This is a genomic window from Streptomyces sp. NBC_00727, assembly GCF_045161745.1.
Classification (GTDB): Bacteria; Actinomycetota; Actinomycetes; order Streptomycetales; family Streptomycetaceae; genus Streptomyces.
Genome location: NZ_CP108981.1, coordinates 4,060,914 through 4,077,957, shown reverse-complemented (window position 1 = coordinate 4,077,957; position 17,044 = coordinate 4,060,914). Strand labels below are relative to the sequence as shown.

General features: G+C 73.7%; 13 protein-coding genes. 6 read left to right on the top strand and 7 right to left on the bottom strand.

Annotated elements, in window-relative coordinates; translation table 11 throughout:
* Positions 1–51: 51 nt before the first annotated feature.
* The 7 genes from OG242_RS18320 to OG242_RS18290 form a co-directional block, all read right to left on the bottom strand.
* Positions 52–1,212 carry an acyl-CoA dehydrogenase family protein gene (locus tag OG242_RS18320; protein WP_405899200.1) on the bottom strand — a complete coding sequence of 387 codons (1,161 nt, stop codon included), beginning with the start codon at positions 1,210–1,212 and terminating at the stop codon, positions 52–54.
* Positions 1,209–3,197 (bottom strand): biotin carboxylase N-terminal domain-containing protein, encoded by a 1,989-nt coding sequence (locus OG242_RS18315; RefSeq protein ID WP_405899199.1) that lies wholly within the window; start codon positions 3,195–3,197, stop codon positions 1,209–1,211. Before OG242_RS18315 ends, OG242_RS18320 begins: the two co-directional genes overlap by 4 nt.
* Before the next feature lie 8 nt (positions 3,198–3,205).
* Entirely contained in the window at positions 3,206–4,804 is a 1,599-nt protein-coding gene (locus tag OG242_RS18310) for an acyl-CoA carboxylase subunit beta (protein WP_405899198.1), read from the bottom strand.
* Positions 4,801–6,507 carry an acyclic terpene utilization AtuA family protein gene (locus OG242_RS18305; protein WP_405899197.1) on the bottom strand — a complete coding sequence of 569 codons (1,707 nt, stop codon included), beginning with the start codon at positions 6,505–6,507 and terminating at the stop codon, positions 4,801–4,803. Before OG242_RS18305 ends, OG242_RS18310 begins: the two co-directional genes overlap by 4 nt.
* Positions 6,504–7,298, bottom strand: coding sequence for a TIGR03084 family metal-binding protein (locus OG242_RS18300; RefSeq protein ID WP_405899196.1), 795 nt, complete (start codon positions 7,296–7,298; stop codon positions 6,504–6,506). The genes OG242_RS18305 and OG242_RS18300 overlap by 4 nt, the downstream gene beginning before the upstream one ends.
* Before the next feature lie 124 nt (positions 7,299–7,422).
* The gene (locus OG242_RS18295) at positions 7,423–8,379 is read right to left on the bottom strand and encodes an EamA family transporter (protein WP_405899195.1); all 957 of its coding nucleotides are present in this window, start codon (positions 8,377–8,379) and stop codon (positions 7,423–7,425) included.
* 150 nt (positions 8,380–8,529) lie between these two features.
* Positions 8,530–11,376, bottom strand: a complete 2,847-nt coding sequence (locus OG242_RS18290) for an FAD-binding and (Fe-S)-binding domain-containing protein (protein ID WP_405899194.1) — start codon at positions 11,374–11,376, stop codon at positions 8,530–8,532.
* Between the two features lie 247 nt (positions 11,377–11,623).
* Between OG242_RS18290 and OG242_RS18285 the strand changes: the two genes are divergently transcribed.
* Genes OG242_RS18285 through OG242_RS18260 form a run of 6 tightly spaced genes read left to right on the top strand, consistent with a single transcriptional unit; the run spans position 11,624 to position 16,951 of the window.
* Complete coding sequence (locus OG242_RS18285) at positions 11,624–13,090, top strand: sensor histidine kinase (protein WP_405899193.1); 1,467 nt, start codon at positions 11,624–11,626, stop codon at positions 13,088–13,090.
* Positions 13,087–13,521 (top strand): roadblock/LC7 domain-containing protein, encoded by a 435-nt coding sequence (locus tag OG242_RS18280; RefSeq protein WP_405899192.1) that lies wholly within the window; start codon positions 13,087–13,089, stop codon positions 13,519–13,521. The genes OG242_RS18285 and OG242_RS18280 overlap by 4 nt, the downstream gene beginning before the upstream one ends.
* Entirely contained in the window at positions 13,518–13,883 is a 366-nt protein-coding gene (locus OG242_RS18275) for a DUF742 domain-containing protein (RefSeq protein WP_405899191.1), read from the top strand. Before OG242_RS18280 ends, OG242_RS18275 begins: the two co-directional genes overlap by 4 nt.
* Complete coding sequence (locus OG242_RS18270; RefSeq protein ID WP_405899190.1) at positions 13,864–14,511, top strand: GTP-binding protein; 648 nt, start codon at positions 13,864–13,866, stop codon at positions 14,509–14,511. Before OG242_RS18275 ends, OG242_RS18270 begins: the two co-directional genes overlap by 20 nt.
* Positions 14,508–15,746 carry a cytochrome P450 gene (locus OG242_RS18265; protein WP_405899189.1) on the top strand — a complete coding sequence of 413 codons (1,239 nt, stop codon included), beginning with the start codon at positions 14,508–14,510 and terminating at the stop codon, positions 15,744–15,746. The genes OG242_RS18270 and OG242_RS18265 overlap by 4 nt, the downstream gene beginning before the upstream one ends.
* A complete protein-coding gene (locus OG242_RS18260; RefSeq protein ID WP_405899188.1) occupies positions 15,743–16,951 on the top strand; it encodes a cytochrome P450 in 1,209 nt (402 codons plus the stop codon). The genes OG242_RS18265 and OG242_RS18260 overlap by 4 nt, the downstream gene beginning before the upstream one ends.
* Positions 16,952–17,044 lie beyond the last annotated feature (93 nt).

Below are 17,044 nucleotides of genomic sequence, written 5' to 3'. Positions count from 1 at the left end.
GCTGGGGTGGTACGGCGACAAGGCGCCGCCGCCCGTACAACAGTGGCCCGGTCAGTACGACTTGGGGAGCCCCAGCGTCTGGTGGGATATGTAGTTCAGGATCATTTCCCGGCTGACGGGCGCGATCCGGGCCACCCGTGCCCCCGTGATCAGCGAAGCCAGTCCGTACTCGCGGGTCAGGCCGTTGCCGCCCAGCGTGTGCACCGCCTGGTCCACCGCCTTCACGCACGCCTCGCCCGCCGCGTACTTCGCCATGTTCGCCGCCTCGCCCGCGCCGACGTCGTCGCCCGCGTCGTACAGCCGGGCGGCCTTCTGCATCATGAGGCGGGCGAGTTCGAGTTCGATGTGGGCCTGGGCCAGCGGGTGGGCGATGGCCTGGTGGGCGCCGATGGGCTCCTTCCAGACCTGGCGGGTCTTCGCGTACTCGACGGCCCGGCTCAGCGCGTAACGGCCCATGCCGATACCGAAGGCCGCGGTCATGATGCGCTCCGGGTTGAGGCCGGCGAACAGCTGGAGCAGCCCCGCGTCCTCGTCCCCCACCAACGCTTCTGCAGGCAACCGCACGTCGTCCAGGACGAGTTCGAACTGCTTCTCCGGCGCCTGGACCTCCATGTCGATCGGGGACCGCTGGAAGCCGGGCGTCTCGCGGGGGACGATGAACAGGCAGGCCTTGAGCTTGCCGGTCTTCGCGTCCTCGGTGCGGCCGACGATGAGCGTGGCGTCCGCGATGTCGACGCCGGAGACGAAGACCTTGCGGCCGGTGAGCAGCCAGTCTCCGCCGTCGCGGCGAGCCGTGGTCGTGATGCGGTGCGAGTTGGAGCCGGCGTCCGGCTCGGTGATGCCGAACGCCATGGTGAGGGAGCCGTCGGCGAGGCCCGGGAGCCACTGCCGCTTCTGCTCCTGAGTGCCGAAGCGGGCGATCACCGTGCCGCAGATGGCGGGCGACACGATCATCATCAGGAGCGGGGAGCCGGACGCGCCCAACTCCTCCAGCACGATGGACAGTTCCGCCATCCCCGCGCCACCGCCGCCGTACTCCTCAGGGAGGTTCACCCCGAGGAAGCCCGCCTTCGCGGCCTCGGCCCACAGCTCGCGGGGGTGCGCGCCCTCGCTGACGAGGGACTGCATGTAGGCGCGCCCATACCGCTTCCCGAGGGCGGCGACGGCGGCGCGCAGGGCCTGGTGCTCTTCGGTTTCGAGGACGGTGCTCATGCGGGCTGCTCCTCAGAAGGGTCCGTGGATGAATCCGTGGCTGGTTCCGTGGCTGATTCCGTGACTACGGCGAGCAGGGCGCCGACCTCCACCTGGAGGCCGGGCGCGGCGTGCAGGGCGGTGAGGGTGCCGGAGGCGGGGGCGAGGACGCGGTGCTCCATCTTCATCGCCTCCAGCCAGATCAGCGGCTGCCCGGCCGCCACGGCCGCCCCCTCCGCGAGGCCGTCCGCGAGGCGGACCACCGTGCCGGGCATGGGGGCGAGCAGGGAGCCGGGTTCGGTGCGGTCGGCGGGGTCGGTGAAGCGGGGCAGGGCGGTGAGGGTGTACGCGCCGGAGGCGGTGTCGACGTACGCCTTGCCGTCGCGTACGTCGACGTGGAAGACCCGGGTCACGCCGTCGATGTCGAGGGTGGCGCGGACGCGCCCGGCGGAGACCACGCGGACGCCCTCCGTGCCGACCACCAGGCCCTCGCGGTTCGGGCGGTAGCTGATCTCGTACTCACGGCCGTCCGGTTCGCTGCGGTACCGGCGGACCTGGGGCTGCGAGGGCAGGTTGCGCCAGGCGCCGAAGCGCATGAACCCCGTGACATTGAGCGTGGCGTTACGGGCCGCCTCGACGACGGCGGCAGCGGTCGCGGCCTGCCGCACGGACGTCTCGTCGGGCGCGGAGGTCAGGGCCTCCAGATGCCGGTCGTAGAACCCCGTGTCCAGCCGCCCGCCCACGAAGTCCGGGTGGCGCAACGACCGGACGAGGAGGTCGCGGTTGGTGACCGGGCCGTGGATTCGGGCGCGCTCCAGGGCGCGGGCGAGCAGGCGGACCGCCTCGGGGCGGGACCCCGCGTGGGCGATGACCTTGGCGAGCATCGGGTCGTAGTGGACGCCGATCGTGTCACCGCCCGTGTACCCGGTGTCCAGCCGCACCCCCGGCTCGTCCGGCACCTCCAGCGAGAGCAGTGCTCCGGTCTGCGGCTGCCAGTCACGCGCCGGGTCCTCCGCGTACAGCCGGGCCTCCACGGCGTGCCCGGCCGGGGCCGGGGGCTCGGCGGACGGCAGCGGCTCGCCCTCCGCGACGCGGAGCTGGAGCGCGACCAGGTCGAGCCCGAACACCGCCTCGGTGACGGGGTGTTCGACTTGGAGTCGGGTGTTCATCTCCAGGAAGTACGGCCGCCCGTCGGCCGCGACCAAGAACTCCACGGTCCCCGCGCCCCGGTAGCCCACGGCACGCGCGGCGGCCACCGCCGCCTCGTGCAGCCGCCCCCGCAGCCCGTCCGGCAGGCCCGGCGCGGGCGCCTCCTCGATGACCTTCTGGTGGCGCCGCTGGAGCGAGCAGTCGCGGGTCCCGAGCGCCCAGACCCCGTCGTGCTCGTCGGCCATCACCTGGACCTCGACGTGCCGGCCGCGCTCCACGTACGGCTCGGCGAACACCTCGCCGTCCCCGAACGCGGACAGCGCCTCGGCCGCGGCGGCGGTCAACTCACCGGGCAGGTCGCCCAGTTCCCGTACGATCCGCATCCCGCGCCCGCCGCCCCCGGCCGCCGCCTTCAGGAGCAGCGGCAGGTCGTCGGCGGTCGCGGCGGCCGGGTCCACGGGTGCGAGGAGCGGCACCCCGGCGGCGGCCATCAGCTCCTTGGCGCGGGTCTTGGACGCCATCAGCTCGATGGCCTTGACGGGCGGCCCGATCCACCGCAGCCCGGCGTCCTGCACGGCGGCGGCGAAGTCCGCGTTCTCGGAGAGGAAGCCGTACCCGGGGTGCACGGCGTCCGCCCCGGCCGCGAGCGCGGCGGCCACGACCAGGTCGCCGCGCAGATACGTGTCGGCGGGGGCCGCGCCCGGCAGCCGTACGGCGGTGTCGGCCTCCCGGACGTGCAGCGCTCCGGCGTCCGCGTCCGAGTACACGGCGACGGTGGCGATGCCGAGGGCCCGGCAGGTGCGGAAGATCCGGCAGGCGATCTCGCCCCGGTTGGCGACGAGCAGGCTGGTGATCACTTCACTCCTCACATCCGGAAGACGCCGAAGCCGCCGCGGGCGCCCTCGACCGGTGCGGTGTGGATGGCGGACAGGCACATGCCGAGGACGGTCCGGGTGTCGCGCGGGTCGATGACCCCGTCGTCGTACAGCCGACCGGACAGGAACATCGGCAGGGACTCGGACTCGATCTGCTGCTCGACCATCGCGCGCAGGGCGGCGTCCGCCTCGTCGTCGTACGGGCGTCCCTTCGCGGCGGCCGAGGCGCGGGCGACGATGGAGAGCACCCCGGCCAGCTGCTGCGGGCCCATGACGGCGGACTTGCTGCCGGGCCAGGCGAAGAGGAAGCGCGGGTCGTACGCCCTGCCGCACATGCCGTAGTGCCCGGCACCGTACGAGGCGCCCATCAGGACCGACAGATGCGGAACCTTCGAGTTCGACACCGCGTTGATCATCATCGCGCCGTGCTTGATGATGCCGCCCTGCTCGTACTCCTTGCCGACCATGTAGCCGGTGGTGTTGTGCAGGAAGAGGAGCGGGATGTCGCGCTGGTTGGCGAGCTGGATGAACTGCGCGGCCTTCTGCGACTCCTCGCTGAACAGCACGCCCTGCGCGTTGGCGAGGATGCCGACCGGGTAGCCGTGCAGAGCGGCCCATCCGGTGACCAGGCTCGTCCCGTACAGCGGTTTGAACGCGTCGAAGTCCGAGCCGTCGACCAGCCGGGCAATCACCTCGCGCGGGTCGAACGGCACCTTCAGGTCGCCGGGCACGATGCCGATCAGCTCGTCCTCGTCGTACTCGGGCGGTTCGGCGGGGCCCGGATCGGCGTGCGCCTTGCGCCAGTTGAGGCGGGCGACGATGCGGCGGGCCTGGCGCAGCGCGTCGTGCTCGTCGACGGCGAAGTGGTCGGCGAGCCCGGACGTACGGGCGTGCATCGCGGCGCCGCCGAGCGATTCGTCGTCGCTCTCCTCGCCGGTGGCCATCTTCACCAGGGGCGGTCCGCCGAGGAAGACCTTGGAGCGCTCCTGGATCATGACCGTGTGGTCGGACATGCCGGGGACGTACGCCCCTCCGGCGGTCGAGTTGCCGAAGACCACGGCCACGGTCGGGATGCCGGCGGCGGAGAGCCGGGTGAGGTCGCGGAAGAGCGCGCCGCCGGGGATGAAGATCTCCTTCTGGGAGGGCAGATCGGCGCCCCCGGACTCCACGAGGCTGATGCACGGAAGCCGGTTGGCGAAGGCGATCTCGTTGGCCCGCAGCGCCTTCTTCAGCGTCCACGGGTTCGACGCTCCGCCGCGTACGGTCGGGTCGTTGGCGGTGATCAGGCACTCCACGCCCGCCACCACCCCGATCCCGGTCACGAGCGAGGCGCCGACCGCATACTCGCTGCCCCACGCGGCCAGCGGCGACAGCTCCAGGAACGGCGTGTCCGGGTCGACGAGGAGCTCGATGCGCTCGCGGGCGAGCAGCTTGCCGCGCCCCCGGTGCCGCTCGACGTACTTCGCGCCGCCGCCCTCCAGCGCCTTGGCGTGCGCGGCCTCCAGCTCGGCGAGCTTGTCGAGCATGGCGGCCCGGTTGGCCGCGTAGTCGGGGCTCGCGGTGTCGAGCCCGGTGGGCAGGACGGTCATGCGGGCACCTCCAGAACGGTGACGGGTATCTCCAGGTGGCGGGCGCGCAGCCACTCCCCCAGCGCCTTGGCCTGCGGGTCGAAGCGGTGCTGCGCGGCGACGCCCTCGCCGAGCAGACCGTGGACGGTGAAGTTCAGCGCCCGCAGGTTCGGCAGGACATGGCGTACGACGGTGAGCCCGTCGGTCTCCGGGAGGAGTTCGCGGAACCGCTGGACGGTCAGCTCGTGCGCCAGCCACCGCCACGCTTCCTCGCCCCTGACCCAGACCCCGACGTTGGCGTCCCCGCCCTTGTCCCCGCTCCGGGCCCCGGCGACGCGCCCGAGGGCGGCGCGACGGGTGGGCGCGGGGTCCAACGGCGGGGGCAGCGGCGGCTGTTCGACATCGCGCAGGGGCCGCGTCCGCGCAGGGGTTTCGACGGCCTGGCGCGTCCCGTCGGGGAGTACGGCGACGTGCTCCACGTCCTCAGCCGGTACGTACCGCGCCTCGAACACCCCGTAGGGGGCGCCCTTGCCGGGCGGGGCGGTGACGTGGAAGCCGGGGTAGCTGCCGAGAGCCAGCTCGATCGCCGCGCCGGACAACGCCCGTCCCACGGCGTCCTGTTCGCGGTCGCGTACGACCAGCCGGAGCAGGGCGCTCGCGGTCTCCTCCGTGTCGGCGTCGGGTCTGTCCGTACGGGCCAGCTCCCAGCGGACCTCCTGCGGCCGGCGCCCGGCGCGCTCGAAGGCGTCCGCGAACTGGTCCCGGACGAGCGCGGCCTTGGCCTCGATGTCGAGCCCGGTGAGCACGAAGACGACCTCGTTGCGCCAGCCGCCGAGCCGGGTCAGCCCGGCCTTGAGCGTGGGCGGCGGGGCCTCCCCGCGTACGCCGGAGATCGCGACCCGGTCCGGACCGTCCTGCGTCAGCCGTACGGTGTCGAGCCGGGCGGTGACGTCGGGCCCCGCGTACCGGGCGCCGCCGGTCTCGTACAGGAGTTGGGCGGTGACGGTGCCGAGGTCGATGACGCCCCCGGTGCCGTCGTGCTTGGTGATGACGGAGCTGCCGTCGGCGTGGATCTCGGCGACCGGGAAGCCGGGGCGGCGGATGTCGTGGTCGCGGAAGAAGGCGTAGTTGCCGCCGGTTGCCTGCGTCCCGCACTCCAGGACGTGCCCGGCGACCACGGCCCCGGCGAGCGCGTCGTGGTCCTCGGGACCCCAGCCGAAGCGGGCGGCGGCTGGGCCGGTGACGAGGGCGGCGTCCGTCACCCGGCCGGTGACGACGACCTCGGCACCGGCCCGCAGGCACGCCGCGATGCCCGCTCCCCCAAGGTACGCGTTTGCGGTGAGAAATCCGTCCGGTACGGGGATGTTGTCGCCCTCCACATGCGCGACCCGCACCGGCACCCCCACCTTCCCGGACAGCTCGCGGATCGCGTCGGCGAGCCCGGCGGGGTTGAGGCCGCCCGCGTTGGCGACGATCCTCACCCCGCGCTCGTGGGCGAGCCCGAGCCCGTCCTCCAACTGCCGCAGGAACGTGGAGGCGTATCCGCGCGCCGGGTCCTTGAGGCGGCTGCGGCCGAGGATGAGCATGGTCAGCTCGGCGAGGTAGTCCCCGGTGAGGACGTCGAGGGGGCCGCCGGTGAGCATCTCGCGCAGGGCGTCGAAGCGGTCGCCGTAGAAGCCGGATGCGTTGCCTATGCGGAGGGGCGCGGGCCGGGGCTCCGTCATCGCTCCCCCTTCGGCGCCCGCCCCGCCCCCGCCGGGCCGGCGAAGGCCTGCGCGATCGACAGCCAGGCATCCGCGTCCGGGCCCTCCGCGCGGACCGCCAGGTCGTCGCGGTGGGCGCGCTGCGTGACCAGCAGGCAGAAGTCGTACAGCGGCCCGGTGACCCGCTGCGCGGCGTCCTCGGGGCCGTACGCGAACAACTCGCCGCCCGGTGCCTCCAGTTCCACCCGGAACTCCTCGGCGGGCGCCTGCTTCCCCCGTACGAGGAAGGCGTAGTCGCGGGCACGGACGCCGATGCGGGCGACGTGCCGCAGCCGGGCGGTGGGGGTGCGGGCGGCCCCGAGGGCGTCGGCGACGTCCTGGCCGTGGGCCCAGGTCTCCATGAGCCGCCCGGTCGCCATGGACGCCACGCTCATCGGCGGCCCGTACCAGGGGAACCTCGTCCCGGCCGGGGCCGCGCGCAGGGCCTCCTGCAACCGCTCGCGCCCCTCGCGCCAGCGGACGAGCAGCGCGTCCGGCGGATACGCGGTGACGATCTCCTCGGCGGCCCGGTCCACGAAGCCCTCGGGGTCCTCCATCGCCTTCGCCACCTCGTCGCCGAAGCGGCCGGGGTCGGTGACCGAGATCAGCGCGACGTCGTCGGTCCAGCTCAGGTGGGCGATCTGGTGGGCGAGGGTCCACCCCTCGGCGGGGGTCGGCCCCGCCCACTGTCTCGCGGTCGCCCCGGCGACGAGCAGGTCGAGCTCCAGGCTCTCGCTGCGCAGGTCGTCGAGCACGGCTGAGGCATCGGACACGGTGCGCTCCCCTCGGGGCGTGACGGCGTGCCCGGGAGCCTGCCAGCGGAACGCAAAACAATCAAGCATGCTTGCATGCTTTTTATCCGGGTGCCGGCGCCGGGACGGGCGCCGGCACCGCCCCCTACCGGTTCGAGACTCCCCGCACCTGACTCCGCACCGCGCCCATGCTCGCGCCGATGACCAGGGCGATGGCGAGGGCGTCCGTCGTGGACAGGGCCTGGTCGAGGACGAGGAAGCCGGCCATGGCGGCGATCGCGGGTTCCAGGCTCATCAGGATGGCGAAGGTGGGCGCGGGCAGGCGGCGCAGGGCGATGAGTTCGAGGGTGTACGGGAGGACGGAGCTGAGCAGCGCGACGGCCGCGCCGAGCCCGAGCGTCGTGGGGACGAGGAGCCTGGAGCCCGCGTCCATGATGCCGAGCGGCAGCGAGAGCAGGGCCGCGACGACCATGGCCAGGGCGAGCCCGTCGGCCTGCGGGAAGCGGCGGCCGGTGCGGGCGCTGAAGACGATGTACGCCGCCCACATCACCCCGGCGCCCAGGGCGTAGGCGGCGCCGGCCGGGTCGATCCGGTCGAAGCCTCCGCCGCTGAGCAGGACGACCCCGCCGAGCGCGAGGGCCGCCCAGACGAGGTTGACCAGGCGGCGCGAGGCGATCACGGACAGGGCGAGCGGGCCGAGCACCTCCAGGGTGACGGCGGCGCCGAGCGGGATGCGGTCGGCGGCCTGGTAGAACAGCGTGTTCATGCCGCCCATGGCGACGCCGAAGGCGACCACCGTGCCCCAGTCGGCGCGCGAGTGGCCGCGCAGCTTAGGCCGGCAGACCACGAGCAGGACGAGCGCGGCTGCGGCCAGCCGCAGCGTGACGACGCCGAGCGCCCCGGCCCGGGGCATCAGCAGCACCGCGATGGCGGCGCCGAACTGCACGGACAGCGCGCCCGCGACGACCAGTGCGACCGGGGCGAGCCCGGCCCGCCGGGCACCGGGCCGGGCGCCGGGTTCACCGAGGGCCGGGGTGGCGACCGCCTCCGGCACGGTGACGGCGGCTGCGGCCGGTTCTGCGGCGGTGGTCTGGTCGTTCACCCGGGGCCTGTCTCTCCTGATCCATGAACAGCGGTAGTGCATCATGCTGCACTACCCGATACACGGTACTGCACTTCTCCGGTGCGGTCCGTCCCTCCACGGTAAGGACTCGCGCAAACGGTTCGAAACGCCGGGAGACCACCCCTCAGGTCACCCCTGGGGCGTACCCTCCTCCAGCCCTTCCGCCAGCAGCTCCGCCAGGTGCCGGCCCCGTACGCCGCCCAGCTGGGCCAGCTGGGTGCGGCAGGAGTAGCCGTCGGCCAGGACCTCCGTGCCGGCGGCCGCGCCCCGGACCGCCGGGAGCAGCTGGTCCTCCGCGCAGGCGACCGAGACGTCCCAGTGGCCCCGCTCAAAGCCGAAGTTCCCGGCCAGCCCGCAGCAGCCGCCCTTCAGCTCACCGGTCAGGCCCGCCCGCTCGCGCAGCCGGCGTTCGGCGTCGTCGCCGAGGACAGCGTGCTGGTGGCAGTGGGTCTGGCCGGTGACCGGGCGGTCCAGACGCGGGGGCCGCCAGTCGGGGGCGTACGCCTCCAGGTACTGGGCCAGGGTGTGGACGGAGGCGGCGAGGCGGGCGGCGCGCGGGTCGTCCGGGAGGAGCTCGGGCAGGTCGGTACGCAGGGTCGCCGCGCAGCTCGGCTCCAGCACGACCACCGGGTCGCCCGGCGCGCCGCCCAGCCGGTCCAGCGTGCGGCGCATCACCCCGCGCGCCCGGTCGAGCTGGCCGGTGGAGACGTACGTGAGGCCGCAGCACAGCCCCCGCCCGGCCGGGACCACCTCGCGGCCCGCCGCCTCCAGGACCGTCACCGCGGCCCGCCCCACCTCCGGCGTCAGGTGCTCGGTGAAGGTGTCGGGCCACAGGAGGGCCGACCCCTCGCCGGAGAGCGTCCTGGCGCCCCGGTGCCGGTTCAGCCACCGCGTGAACGTCTCCCGCGCCAGCGGCGGAATCCCGCGTTCCGGTGCGATGCCCGCCAGCCGCTTGGCGAGGGCGGCGAGCGGGCGGAGTCGGGCGAGGGCGTTCAGCGGGCCCGCGAGGGGCGCGGCGAGGCGGAGCCAGAGCGGCAGCCGGCCCAGCGCGTAGTGGGAGGCGGGGCGCGGCCGGTGGCGGTAGTGGTGGTGCAGGAACTCCGCCTTGTACGTGGCCATGTCGACGCCCACCGGGCAGTCGCTGCGGCAGCCCTTGCAGGACAGGCACAGGTCGAGCGCGTCCCGTACCTCCGTGGAGCGCCAGCCGTCCGTGATCAGGCCGCCCGCGTCCCCGGCGAGCATCTCGTGCAGCAGCCTGGCCCGGCCGCGCGTCGAGTGGGCCTCCTCGCCGGTCGCCCGGAAGGAGGGGCACATCACGGACGGGCCGGCGGCCTTCTCCGTACGGCACTTGGCGACACCGACGCAGCGGCGGACGGCGGCCGAGAAGTCGCCGCCGTCGTGCGGGTAGCCGAAGACCACGTCGACGGGTTCGCGGGGCAGGACGTCGAAGCGGAGGTTCTCGTCGAGGCGGGCCGGGCGGGCGAGGATGCCCGGGTTCATGGAGCCGTCGGGGTCCCAGAGGTCCTTGTAGCGGGTGAAGAGCGCGACGAGTTCGTCCCCGTACATCTTGGGGAGCAGTTCGGCGCGGGCCTGGCCGTCGCCGTGCTCACCGGAGAGCGAGCCGCCGTGCGCGACGACGAGCGCGGCCAGGTCCTCGGAGAAGCGGCGGAAGCGGGCCACTCCGTCGCCGGTCAGCAGGTCGAAGTCGATCCGGACGTGGATGCAGCCGTCGCCGAAGTGCCCGTACGGGGTGCCGTGCAGGCCGTACTCGGCGAGCAGGGCGCGGAAGTCGCGGAGGTAGCCGCCGAGCCGGGCGGGCGGTACCGCGCAGTCCTCCCAGCCGGGCCACGCCTCACCGCCGCCCGGCATCCGGGTCGCCGTGCCGGCCGCGTCCTCCCGGATGCGCCACAGGGCCCGTTGCCCGGCCGGGTCGGTGACGACGGCGGTGTCCACGGCGTCGGCGGACGCGGCCCGGGCGAGGCGTTCGGCGTGCGCCCGGGCCTCGGCCGGGGTGGCCCCGCCCGTCTCGGCGAACAGCCAGGCCCCGCCGCGCGGCAGGCCGGCCGGTTCGCGTACGAGGTCGGCGGCCATGCCCTCCACGGTCAGCGGGTGGTGCCGGAGGAGGCCGGGGGCGGCGTCGGCGGCGGCGGACTCGTCGGCGTAGCCGAGGACGGCGAGGGCGCGGGCGGCGGGCGCGTCGACGAGCCGCACGGTCGCCTCCGTGATCACACCGAGGGTGCCCTCACTGCCGCAGAACGCGCGCACGGGGTCGGGGCCGTTCTCGGGCAGCAGGGCGTCCAGCGCGTAGCCGGAGATGCGGCGCGGGAGTGCGGGGAAGCCTGTGCGCAGGAGGGCGAGGTGGCCGGCGACCAGTTCGCGGACGCCGGGCGGGCCGGGTGCGCCGGGCTCCAGGCGCAGGGTGTCGCCGCCGTAGCGGGCGACGGTCAGGGCGTGGACGTTGTCGGCGGTGGTGCCCCAGGCGACGGAGTGGGAGCCGCAGGAGTTGTTGCCGATCATGCCGCCGAGGGTGCAGCGGCTGTGGGTGGAGGGGTCGGGGCCGAAGGTGAGGCCGTGCGGGGCGGCGGCCGCCCGGAGGCCGTCCAGGACGAGGCCGGGCTGCACGACGGCCGTGCGGGAGGCGGGGTCGAGTTCGACGACGGACCGCAGGTGGCGGGTGAGGTCGAGGACGACGCCGGTGCCGGTGGCCTGCCCGGCGATGGACGTACCGCCGCCGCGCGGCACGACGGGCACCCCGTGCGCGCGGCACACGGCGAGCGCGGCTGTGATGTCGGCGGCGTCGCGCGGGGCGACCACGGCGAGCGGCACCCGCCGGTAGTTGGACGCGTCCATCGTCGTCAGCGCCCGTGCGGCGGCGTCGGACGCGACCTCGCCGCGCACGGCCGCCCGAAGGTCGCGGTCCAGGGCGGCGGGGACGGTGGACGCGCTGCTGCCGTCGCTCCGGGCGGTGGATGCCATCCGTCCAGGATGCCGCCGGGGATCGCCGCACGCGGGCCAACACGACGTCATCCAGTCGTAAATTGACAGGTTGAAAACACAAACAGAACAGAGCCCACCACAAGTCCTTCCCAAAGGGTTCGTCAATTCTCATATAGTGACGGGGACTTAACTGGGAATCCCCTGTTCCAGTTGTCACGCTTGTCTCTCGCGCCCCCCCTCGCCCGAATCGCCCCCGTCCGCCGCCGTCCGCCCCAAGGACTCCGCTTTGCGCCCCTCAACCCGGCCGACCGCACTGGCCCTCCTGGCCACGGTGGTCCTCACCGCACCCCTGTGCGCGTGGGCGACCCTCGCCGCTCCCGAATCGGCCAGGACCGCGGTGGCCTGGGGCTCCGGTGCCGCCGCCGTGCTGCTCGCCACCGCCGTCGCCACGGCCGTCCACGCCCGGGCCACGGTGCGCCGGCTCCGCGCGGCGCACGCCGCCGAGAGCGGGCGGTTCACCGCGGAGGTCTCCCGCATGGTGTCCGCCTCCGCCGCCGAGGCCCAGCGGTTCACCGCGGAGAGCGCCCGCGTGAAGGCCGCCGCCGCCACCGAGACCGCGAAGGCCAGGGAGGAGGCCGAGACCGGCGCCGCCCGCCTCACCGCCGAGAACGCCCGGCTGAAGGTCCGCGCCTCGCGCGCCGAGACCGAGCGCTCCGCGGCCCTCACCGCCTGCGCCAACGCGGCCGGCCGGATGCAGGCCCTGGCCACGAGCATGCTCGCCGACCTGCGCGAGATGGAGCACCGGCACACCTCCGAGGACGTCCTGAGCGACCTGCTGCACCTGGACCACCGCACCGCCCAGGCCGGCCGCCTCGCCGACTCCGTCGCCGTACTCACCGGCGCCCGCTCCGGCCGGCGCTGGGCCAAGCCCATCGTCATGGAGTCCGTGCTGCGCGGCGCGATGGGCCGCATCAGCGGCTACCAGCGCGTCCGGCTCCACTCCACCAGCGACGTCGCCGTCGCCGGCCACGCCGCCGAGGGCGTCATGCACGCCCTGGCCGAACTCCTCGACAACGCGGCGAACTTCTCGCCGCCCACCGCCGAGGTCCATGTGTACGTGGAGGAGGTCCCGGCCGGGATCGTCGTCACCGTCGAGGACAGCGGCCTCGTCATGAGCGAGGTGCAGCTGCGCCGGGCGGAGCGCGCGGTCGCCGCCGAGGACGCCGACCTCACCGGCCTGTCCGGCACCCGGCTCGGGCTCGCCGTCGTCGGCCGGCTGGCCCGCAAGCACGGGCTGACCGTCTCCTTCCGGCCCTCCGCGCGCGGCGGCACGGGCGCCCTGATCATGCTCCCGCAGGAGATCATCACCCGCACCCCGGCCCGCACCGCCCCGGACACCGCACCCGACGAGCCGGAGCCCGTCCACACCTCGGGCGCCGAACCGACGGACCCGGACACCCCGGCCGGCAGGCCCACCGCCGCCGAGGTCATGCGCTCCGACTCCGCCTCGGACACCACCGGCAGCCTCCCGAAGTTCGGCGAGAGCGGCCTCCCCAGGCGTTCGCGCGGCCGCACCCTCGCCGCCGCCGAGGCCAGGGCACGGTCCACGGCCGAGGCCGCACGCGACACCGACGCGGCGGCGGACAGCACACCCGACACCGAACCCGACCCCAAGGCCCGTGCGGCCCGCTTCAGCAGCTTCCGCAACGCCGTACGGCCCGACTCCCCACACCCGGAAGGCAACTCCCGATGACCGCGACCACCGACGAGAAGCTCAACTGGCTGCTGGAGGGGCTCCTCGAACGGACCCCCGGCGCCCGTCACGCCCTCGTGCTGTCCAGGGACGGCCTCAAGCTGTGCCGCACCCCCGAGCTCTCCGTCGACCAGGCGGACCAGCTGGCCGCGATCTCCGCCGGCATCCAGAGCCTCTCCCACGGCGCGTCCGTGGAGTTCGGCAACGGCACCGGCGGCGTCCGCTCCGCCATGGCCGAGTTCTACGGCGGCATCCTGTTCATCGTGGAGGCGGGCGCGGGCGCCCACCTCGCGGTCGTCGCCGCCGACAGCGCGGACGTGGGCCTCGTCGGCCACAACATGAGCGAGCTCGTCGAACAGCTCGGCGAGCACCTGGTGGCCCCGCCCCGCGAACCTGCCGAGGCGGCCGCCGCCGGGGGCACGGCCGTATGACGCCGCGCCCGCGCCCGGGCAGGGACGAGGACCCCGACCGGCTCTACACCCTCACCGGTGGCCGCACCCGGTCCGACTCCGCCGCCTTCGACCTGGTCACGCTGGTCGTCTCCGAGTGCGAGCCGGCCGCCGGCATGCAGTCGGAGCACGTGGCGATCCTGCGCATGTGCGAACGGCCCACCGCCGTCGTCGAGATCGCCGCCGACCTCGATCTGCCCGTCAGCATCGTGCGCATCCTGCTCTGCGACCTGCTCGACACCGGCCGGATCAGCGCCCGCCACCCGCGTACCGCACGCGTATCGGACCGGCTTCCCGCCCCCGACATCCTGGAACAGGTGCTCGTTGGACTCCGCAACCTCTGACCGTGCCGCCCTGCAGGCCACGGCCGACAACGGACTGAAGATAGTCGTGGTCGGCGGCTTCGGGGTCGGCAAGACCACCATGGTCCGATCCGTGAGCGAGATCCGCCCGCTCAACACGGAGGAGACGATGACCCGCGCGGGCGAGGCGGTCGACCGCCTCGACGGCGTGCGGGCCAAGACCTCCACCACGGTCGCCTTCGACTTCGGGCGGATCAGTCTCGACGAACGCTCGGTGCTGTACCTGTTCGGCGCGCCCGGCCAGGAGCGCTTCTGGTTCCTGTGGGACCGGCTGTTCTCCGGCACCCTGGGCGCCGTCGTCCTCGTCGACACCCGGCGCCTCGCCGACTCCTGGTACGCCATCGACCGGCTGGAACACCACGGCACGCCGTTCATCGTCGCCTGCAACGACTTCGGCGGCCCGCTCCACACCGAGCAGCAGCTCCGGGAGGCGCTCGACATCTCACCGGACGTCCCGCTCGTGGAGTGCGACGCGCGCGACCGGTCCTCCAGCAAGTACGTGCTGATCACCCTGGTCGAGCACCTGCACCGCCTCTCGGCAGCCCGTGCGAAGGACGCCCCCGCGCCCGCCGGAGGCACCCCCGCCCTGACCCCGGAGCCCACCCCGTGACCCAGTGCCCCCACGCGGCGGCCGGTGCCGTACCCCTGTCCGGCCCCCGGTTCCAGACCGAACCGGCGCAGCTGTACCGGGAGATCCGGCGCGACCACGGCGCCGTGGCGCCCGTCGTCCTGGACGGCGGCCTCCCGGCCTGGCTCGTCCTCGACTACCGCGAACTGCACCAGGTCACCAGCGACCCGGTGCTGTTCAGCCGCGACTCGGACCTCTGGAACCAGTGGGAGAACGTCCCCGCCGACTGGCCCCTGCTGCCCATGATCGGCCGGAAGCAGCCCTCGATCCTCTACACCGTCGGCCCCCGGCACGCCGAACGCGCCGCGATGATCGGCAACTCCCTGGAGGCGATCGACCCGTTCGCCCTCAAGCGCTTCGCCGAGGAGTTCGCCGACGAACTGATCGACCGGTTCTGCTCCAAGGGCTCGACCGACATCATCGCCGAGTACGCCATGCTGCTCCCCGCCCGCGTGCTGGCCAGGATGTACGGCGTCAGCGACGAGGACGGCGACGCGCTCGTCGGCTCGATCAACGACATGATCGACGGCCGGGAACGCGCCCTGGCCGGCCAGCAGCACCTCGGCGCGACCATGCTGGAACTGCTGGCCGACAAGCACGCCGAGCCGGGCGACGACGTCGCCACCCGGATGCTGGCCGACCCCGGTGGCTTCACGGACGAGGAGGTCATGCAGGACCTCATGGTCATGATGGCGGCGGGGCACCAGCCGACCGCGGACTGGATGGGCAACTCCCTGCGGCTGATGCTCACCGACGACCGCTTCGCCGCCTCCCTCTCCGGTGGCCGGCACAGCGTCGCCGAGGCCATGAACGAGGTCCTGTGGGAGGACACCCCGACGCAGAACGTCGCCGGCCGCTGGGCCGCGCGCGACACGCGCCTCGGAGGCCGCCACATCCGGGCGGGCGACCTGCTCCTCCTGGGCGTCGCCGCCGCCAACTCCGACCCCCAGATACGCGTCGACGGCTCGGCCCTGACCGGCGGCAACAGCGCCTTCCTGTCCTTCGGTCACGGCGAGCACCGCTGCCCGTTCCCGGCCCAGGAGACCGCCGAGGTCATCGCCCGTACCGGCATCGAGGTCCTGCTGGACCGCCTCCCGGACATCGACCTGGCCGTCCCCGCCGAGCGGCTCACCCGACGTCCCTCCCCCTGGCTGCGGGGCCTGACCAACCTGCCCGTCGCCTTCACGCCCACCCCTGCCATCGGAGGCCGGATATGACCCGCATCACCCTCGACCCCTTCGTCGCCGACCTGGACGGCGAGAGCGCCGCCCTGCGCGCCGCGGGCCCGCTCGCCGAGGTCGAACTGCCCGGCGGGGTGCACTGTTACGCCGTCACCCACCACGCCGAGGCGAGACAGTTGCTCACCGATGCCCGGATCGTGAAGGACATCAACGTCTGGGGCGCCTGGCAGCGCGGCGAGATCCCCCTGGACTGGCCGCTGATCGGCCTGGCCAACCCGGGCCGCTCGATGCTGACCGTCGACGGCGCCGACCACCGCCGGCTGCGCACCCTCGTCGCACAGGCCCTCACCGTGAAGCGGGTCGAGCGGCTGCGCGCGGGCATCGAGGCGCTGACGACCGCGAGCCTGGACCGCCTCGCGGCCCTGCCCGAGGGCGAGAAGGTGGACCTGAAGGCCGAGTTCGCCTATCCGCTGCCGATGAACGTGATCAGTGAGCTGATGGGGGTCGACGCCGCCGACCACCCCCGGCTCAAGGAGCTCTTCGAGAAGTTCTTCTCGACGCAGACGCCGCCCGAGGAGGTCCCGCAGATGATGGCGGACCTCGGCGCGCTCTTCACGAAGATCGTGGACGCGAAGCGGGCGGAGCCGGGCGACGACCTGACCAGCGCCCTGATCGAGGCGTCCGAGGACGGCGACCACCTCAGCAACGAGGAGATCGTCAACACGCTGCAACTGATCATCGCGGCGGGCCACGAGACGACGATCAGCCTCGTCGTGAACGCGGTCGTCGCGCTCCAGACCCACCCCGAGCAGCGCAAGCAGGTGCTGTCCGGCGAGGTGCCGTGGGAGAACGTGATCGAGGAGACGCTGCGCTGGAACACCCCGACCTCGCACGTCCTGATCCGCTTCGCGACGGAGGACGTACAGGTCGGCGACAAGGTCCTCCCCAAGGGCGAGGCCCTGATCGTCTCCTTCGGCGCGCTGGGCCGCGACGAGCACCAGCACGGCCCGACGGCCGGTGAGTTCGACGTCACGCGTACGCCCAACCGGCACATCGCCTTCGGTCACGGCCCGCACGTCTGCCCGGGCGCGGCCCTCTCCCGGCTGGAGGCGGGGGTCGCCCTGCCCGCCCTCTACGAGCGCTTCCCGGACCTGGAGCTGGCCGTACCCGCCACCGAGCTGCGCAACAAGCCGATCGTCACGCAGAACGACCTCTTCGAACTGCCGGTCGAGCTGGGCTGAACCGGGCCCCGGTTCTCCGGGCCACGAGTCGGAGCCCCTGTCTCATCCGACGGACAGGGTGCGTGGCCGCCGCACCGAGCGGCTACGCTCCGA

Bases quoted from the DNA above. Each gene is read 5' to 3' on its own strand.
- OG242_RS18320 (WP_405899200.1), bottom strand. From the start codon at position 1,212: ATGAGCACCGTCCTCGAAACCGAAGAGCACCAGGCCCTGCGCGCCGCC.
- OG242_RS18310 (WP_405899198.1), bottom strand. From the start codon at position 4,804: ATGACCGTCCTGCCCACCGGGCTCGACACCGCGAGCCCCGACTACGCG.
- OG242_RS18305 (WP_405899197.1), bottom strand. From the start codon at position 6,507: ATGACGGAGCCCCGGCCCGCGCCCCTCCGCATAGGCAACGCATCCGGC.
- OG242_RS18290 (WP_405899194.1), bottom strand. From the start codon at position 11,376: ATGGCATCCACCGCCCGGAGCGACGGCAGCAGCGCGTCCACCGTCCCC.
- OG242_RS18280 (WP_405899192.1), top strand. From the start codon at position 13,087: ATGACCGCGACCACCGACGAGAAGCTCAACTGGCTGCTGGAGGGGCTC.
- OG242_RS18275 (WP_405899191.1), top strand. From the start codon at position 13,518: ATGACGCCGCGCCCGCGCCCGGGCAGGGACGAGGACCCCGACCGGCTC.
- OG242_RS18260 (WP_405899188.1), top strand. From the start codon at position 15,743: ATGACCCGCATCACCCTCGACCCCTTCGTCGCCGACCTGGACGGCGAG.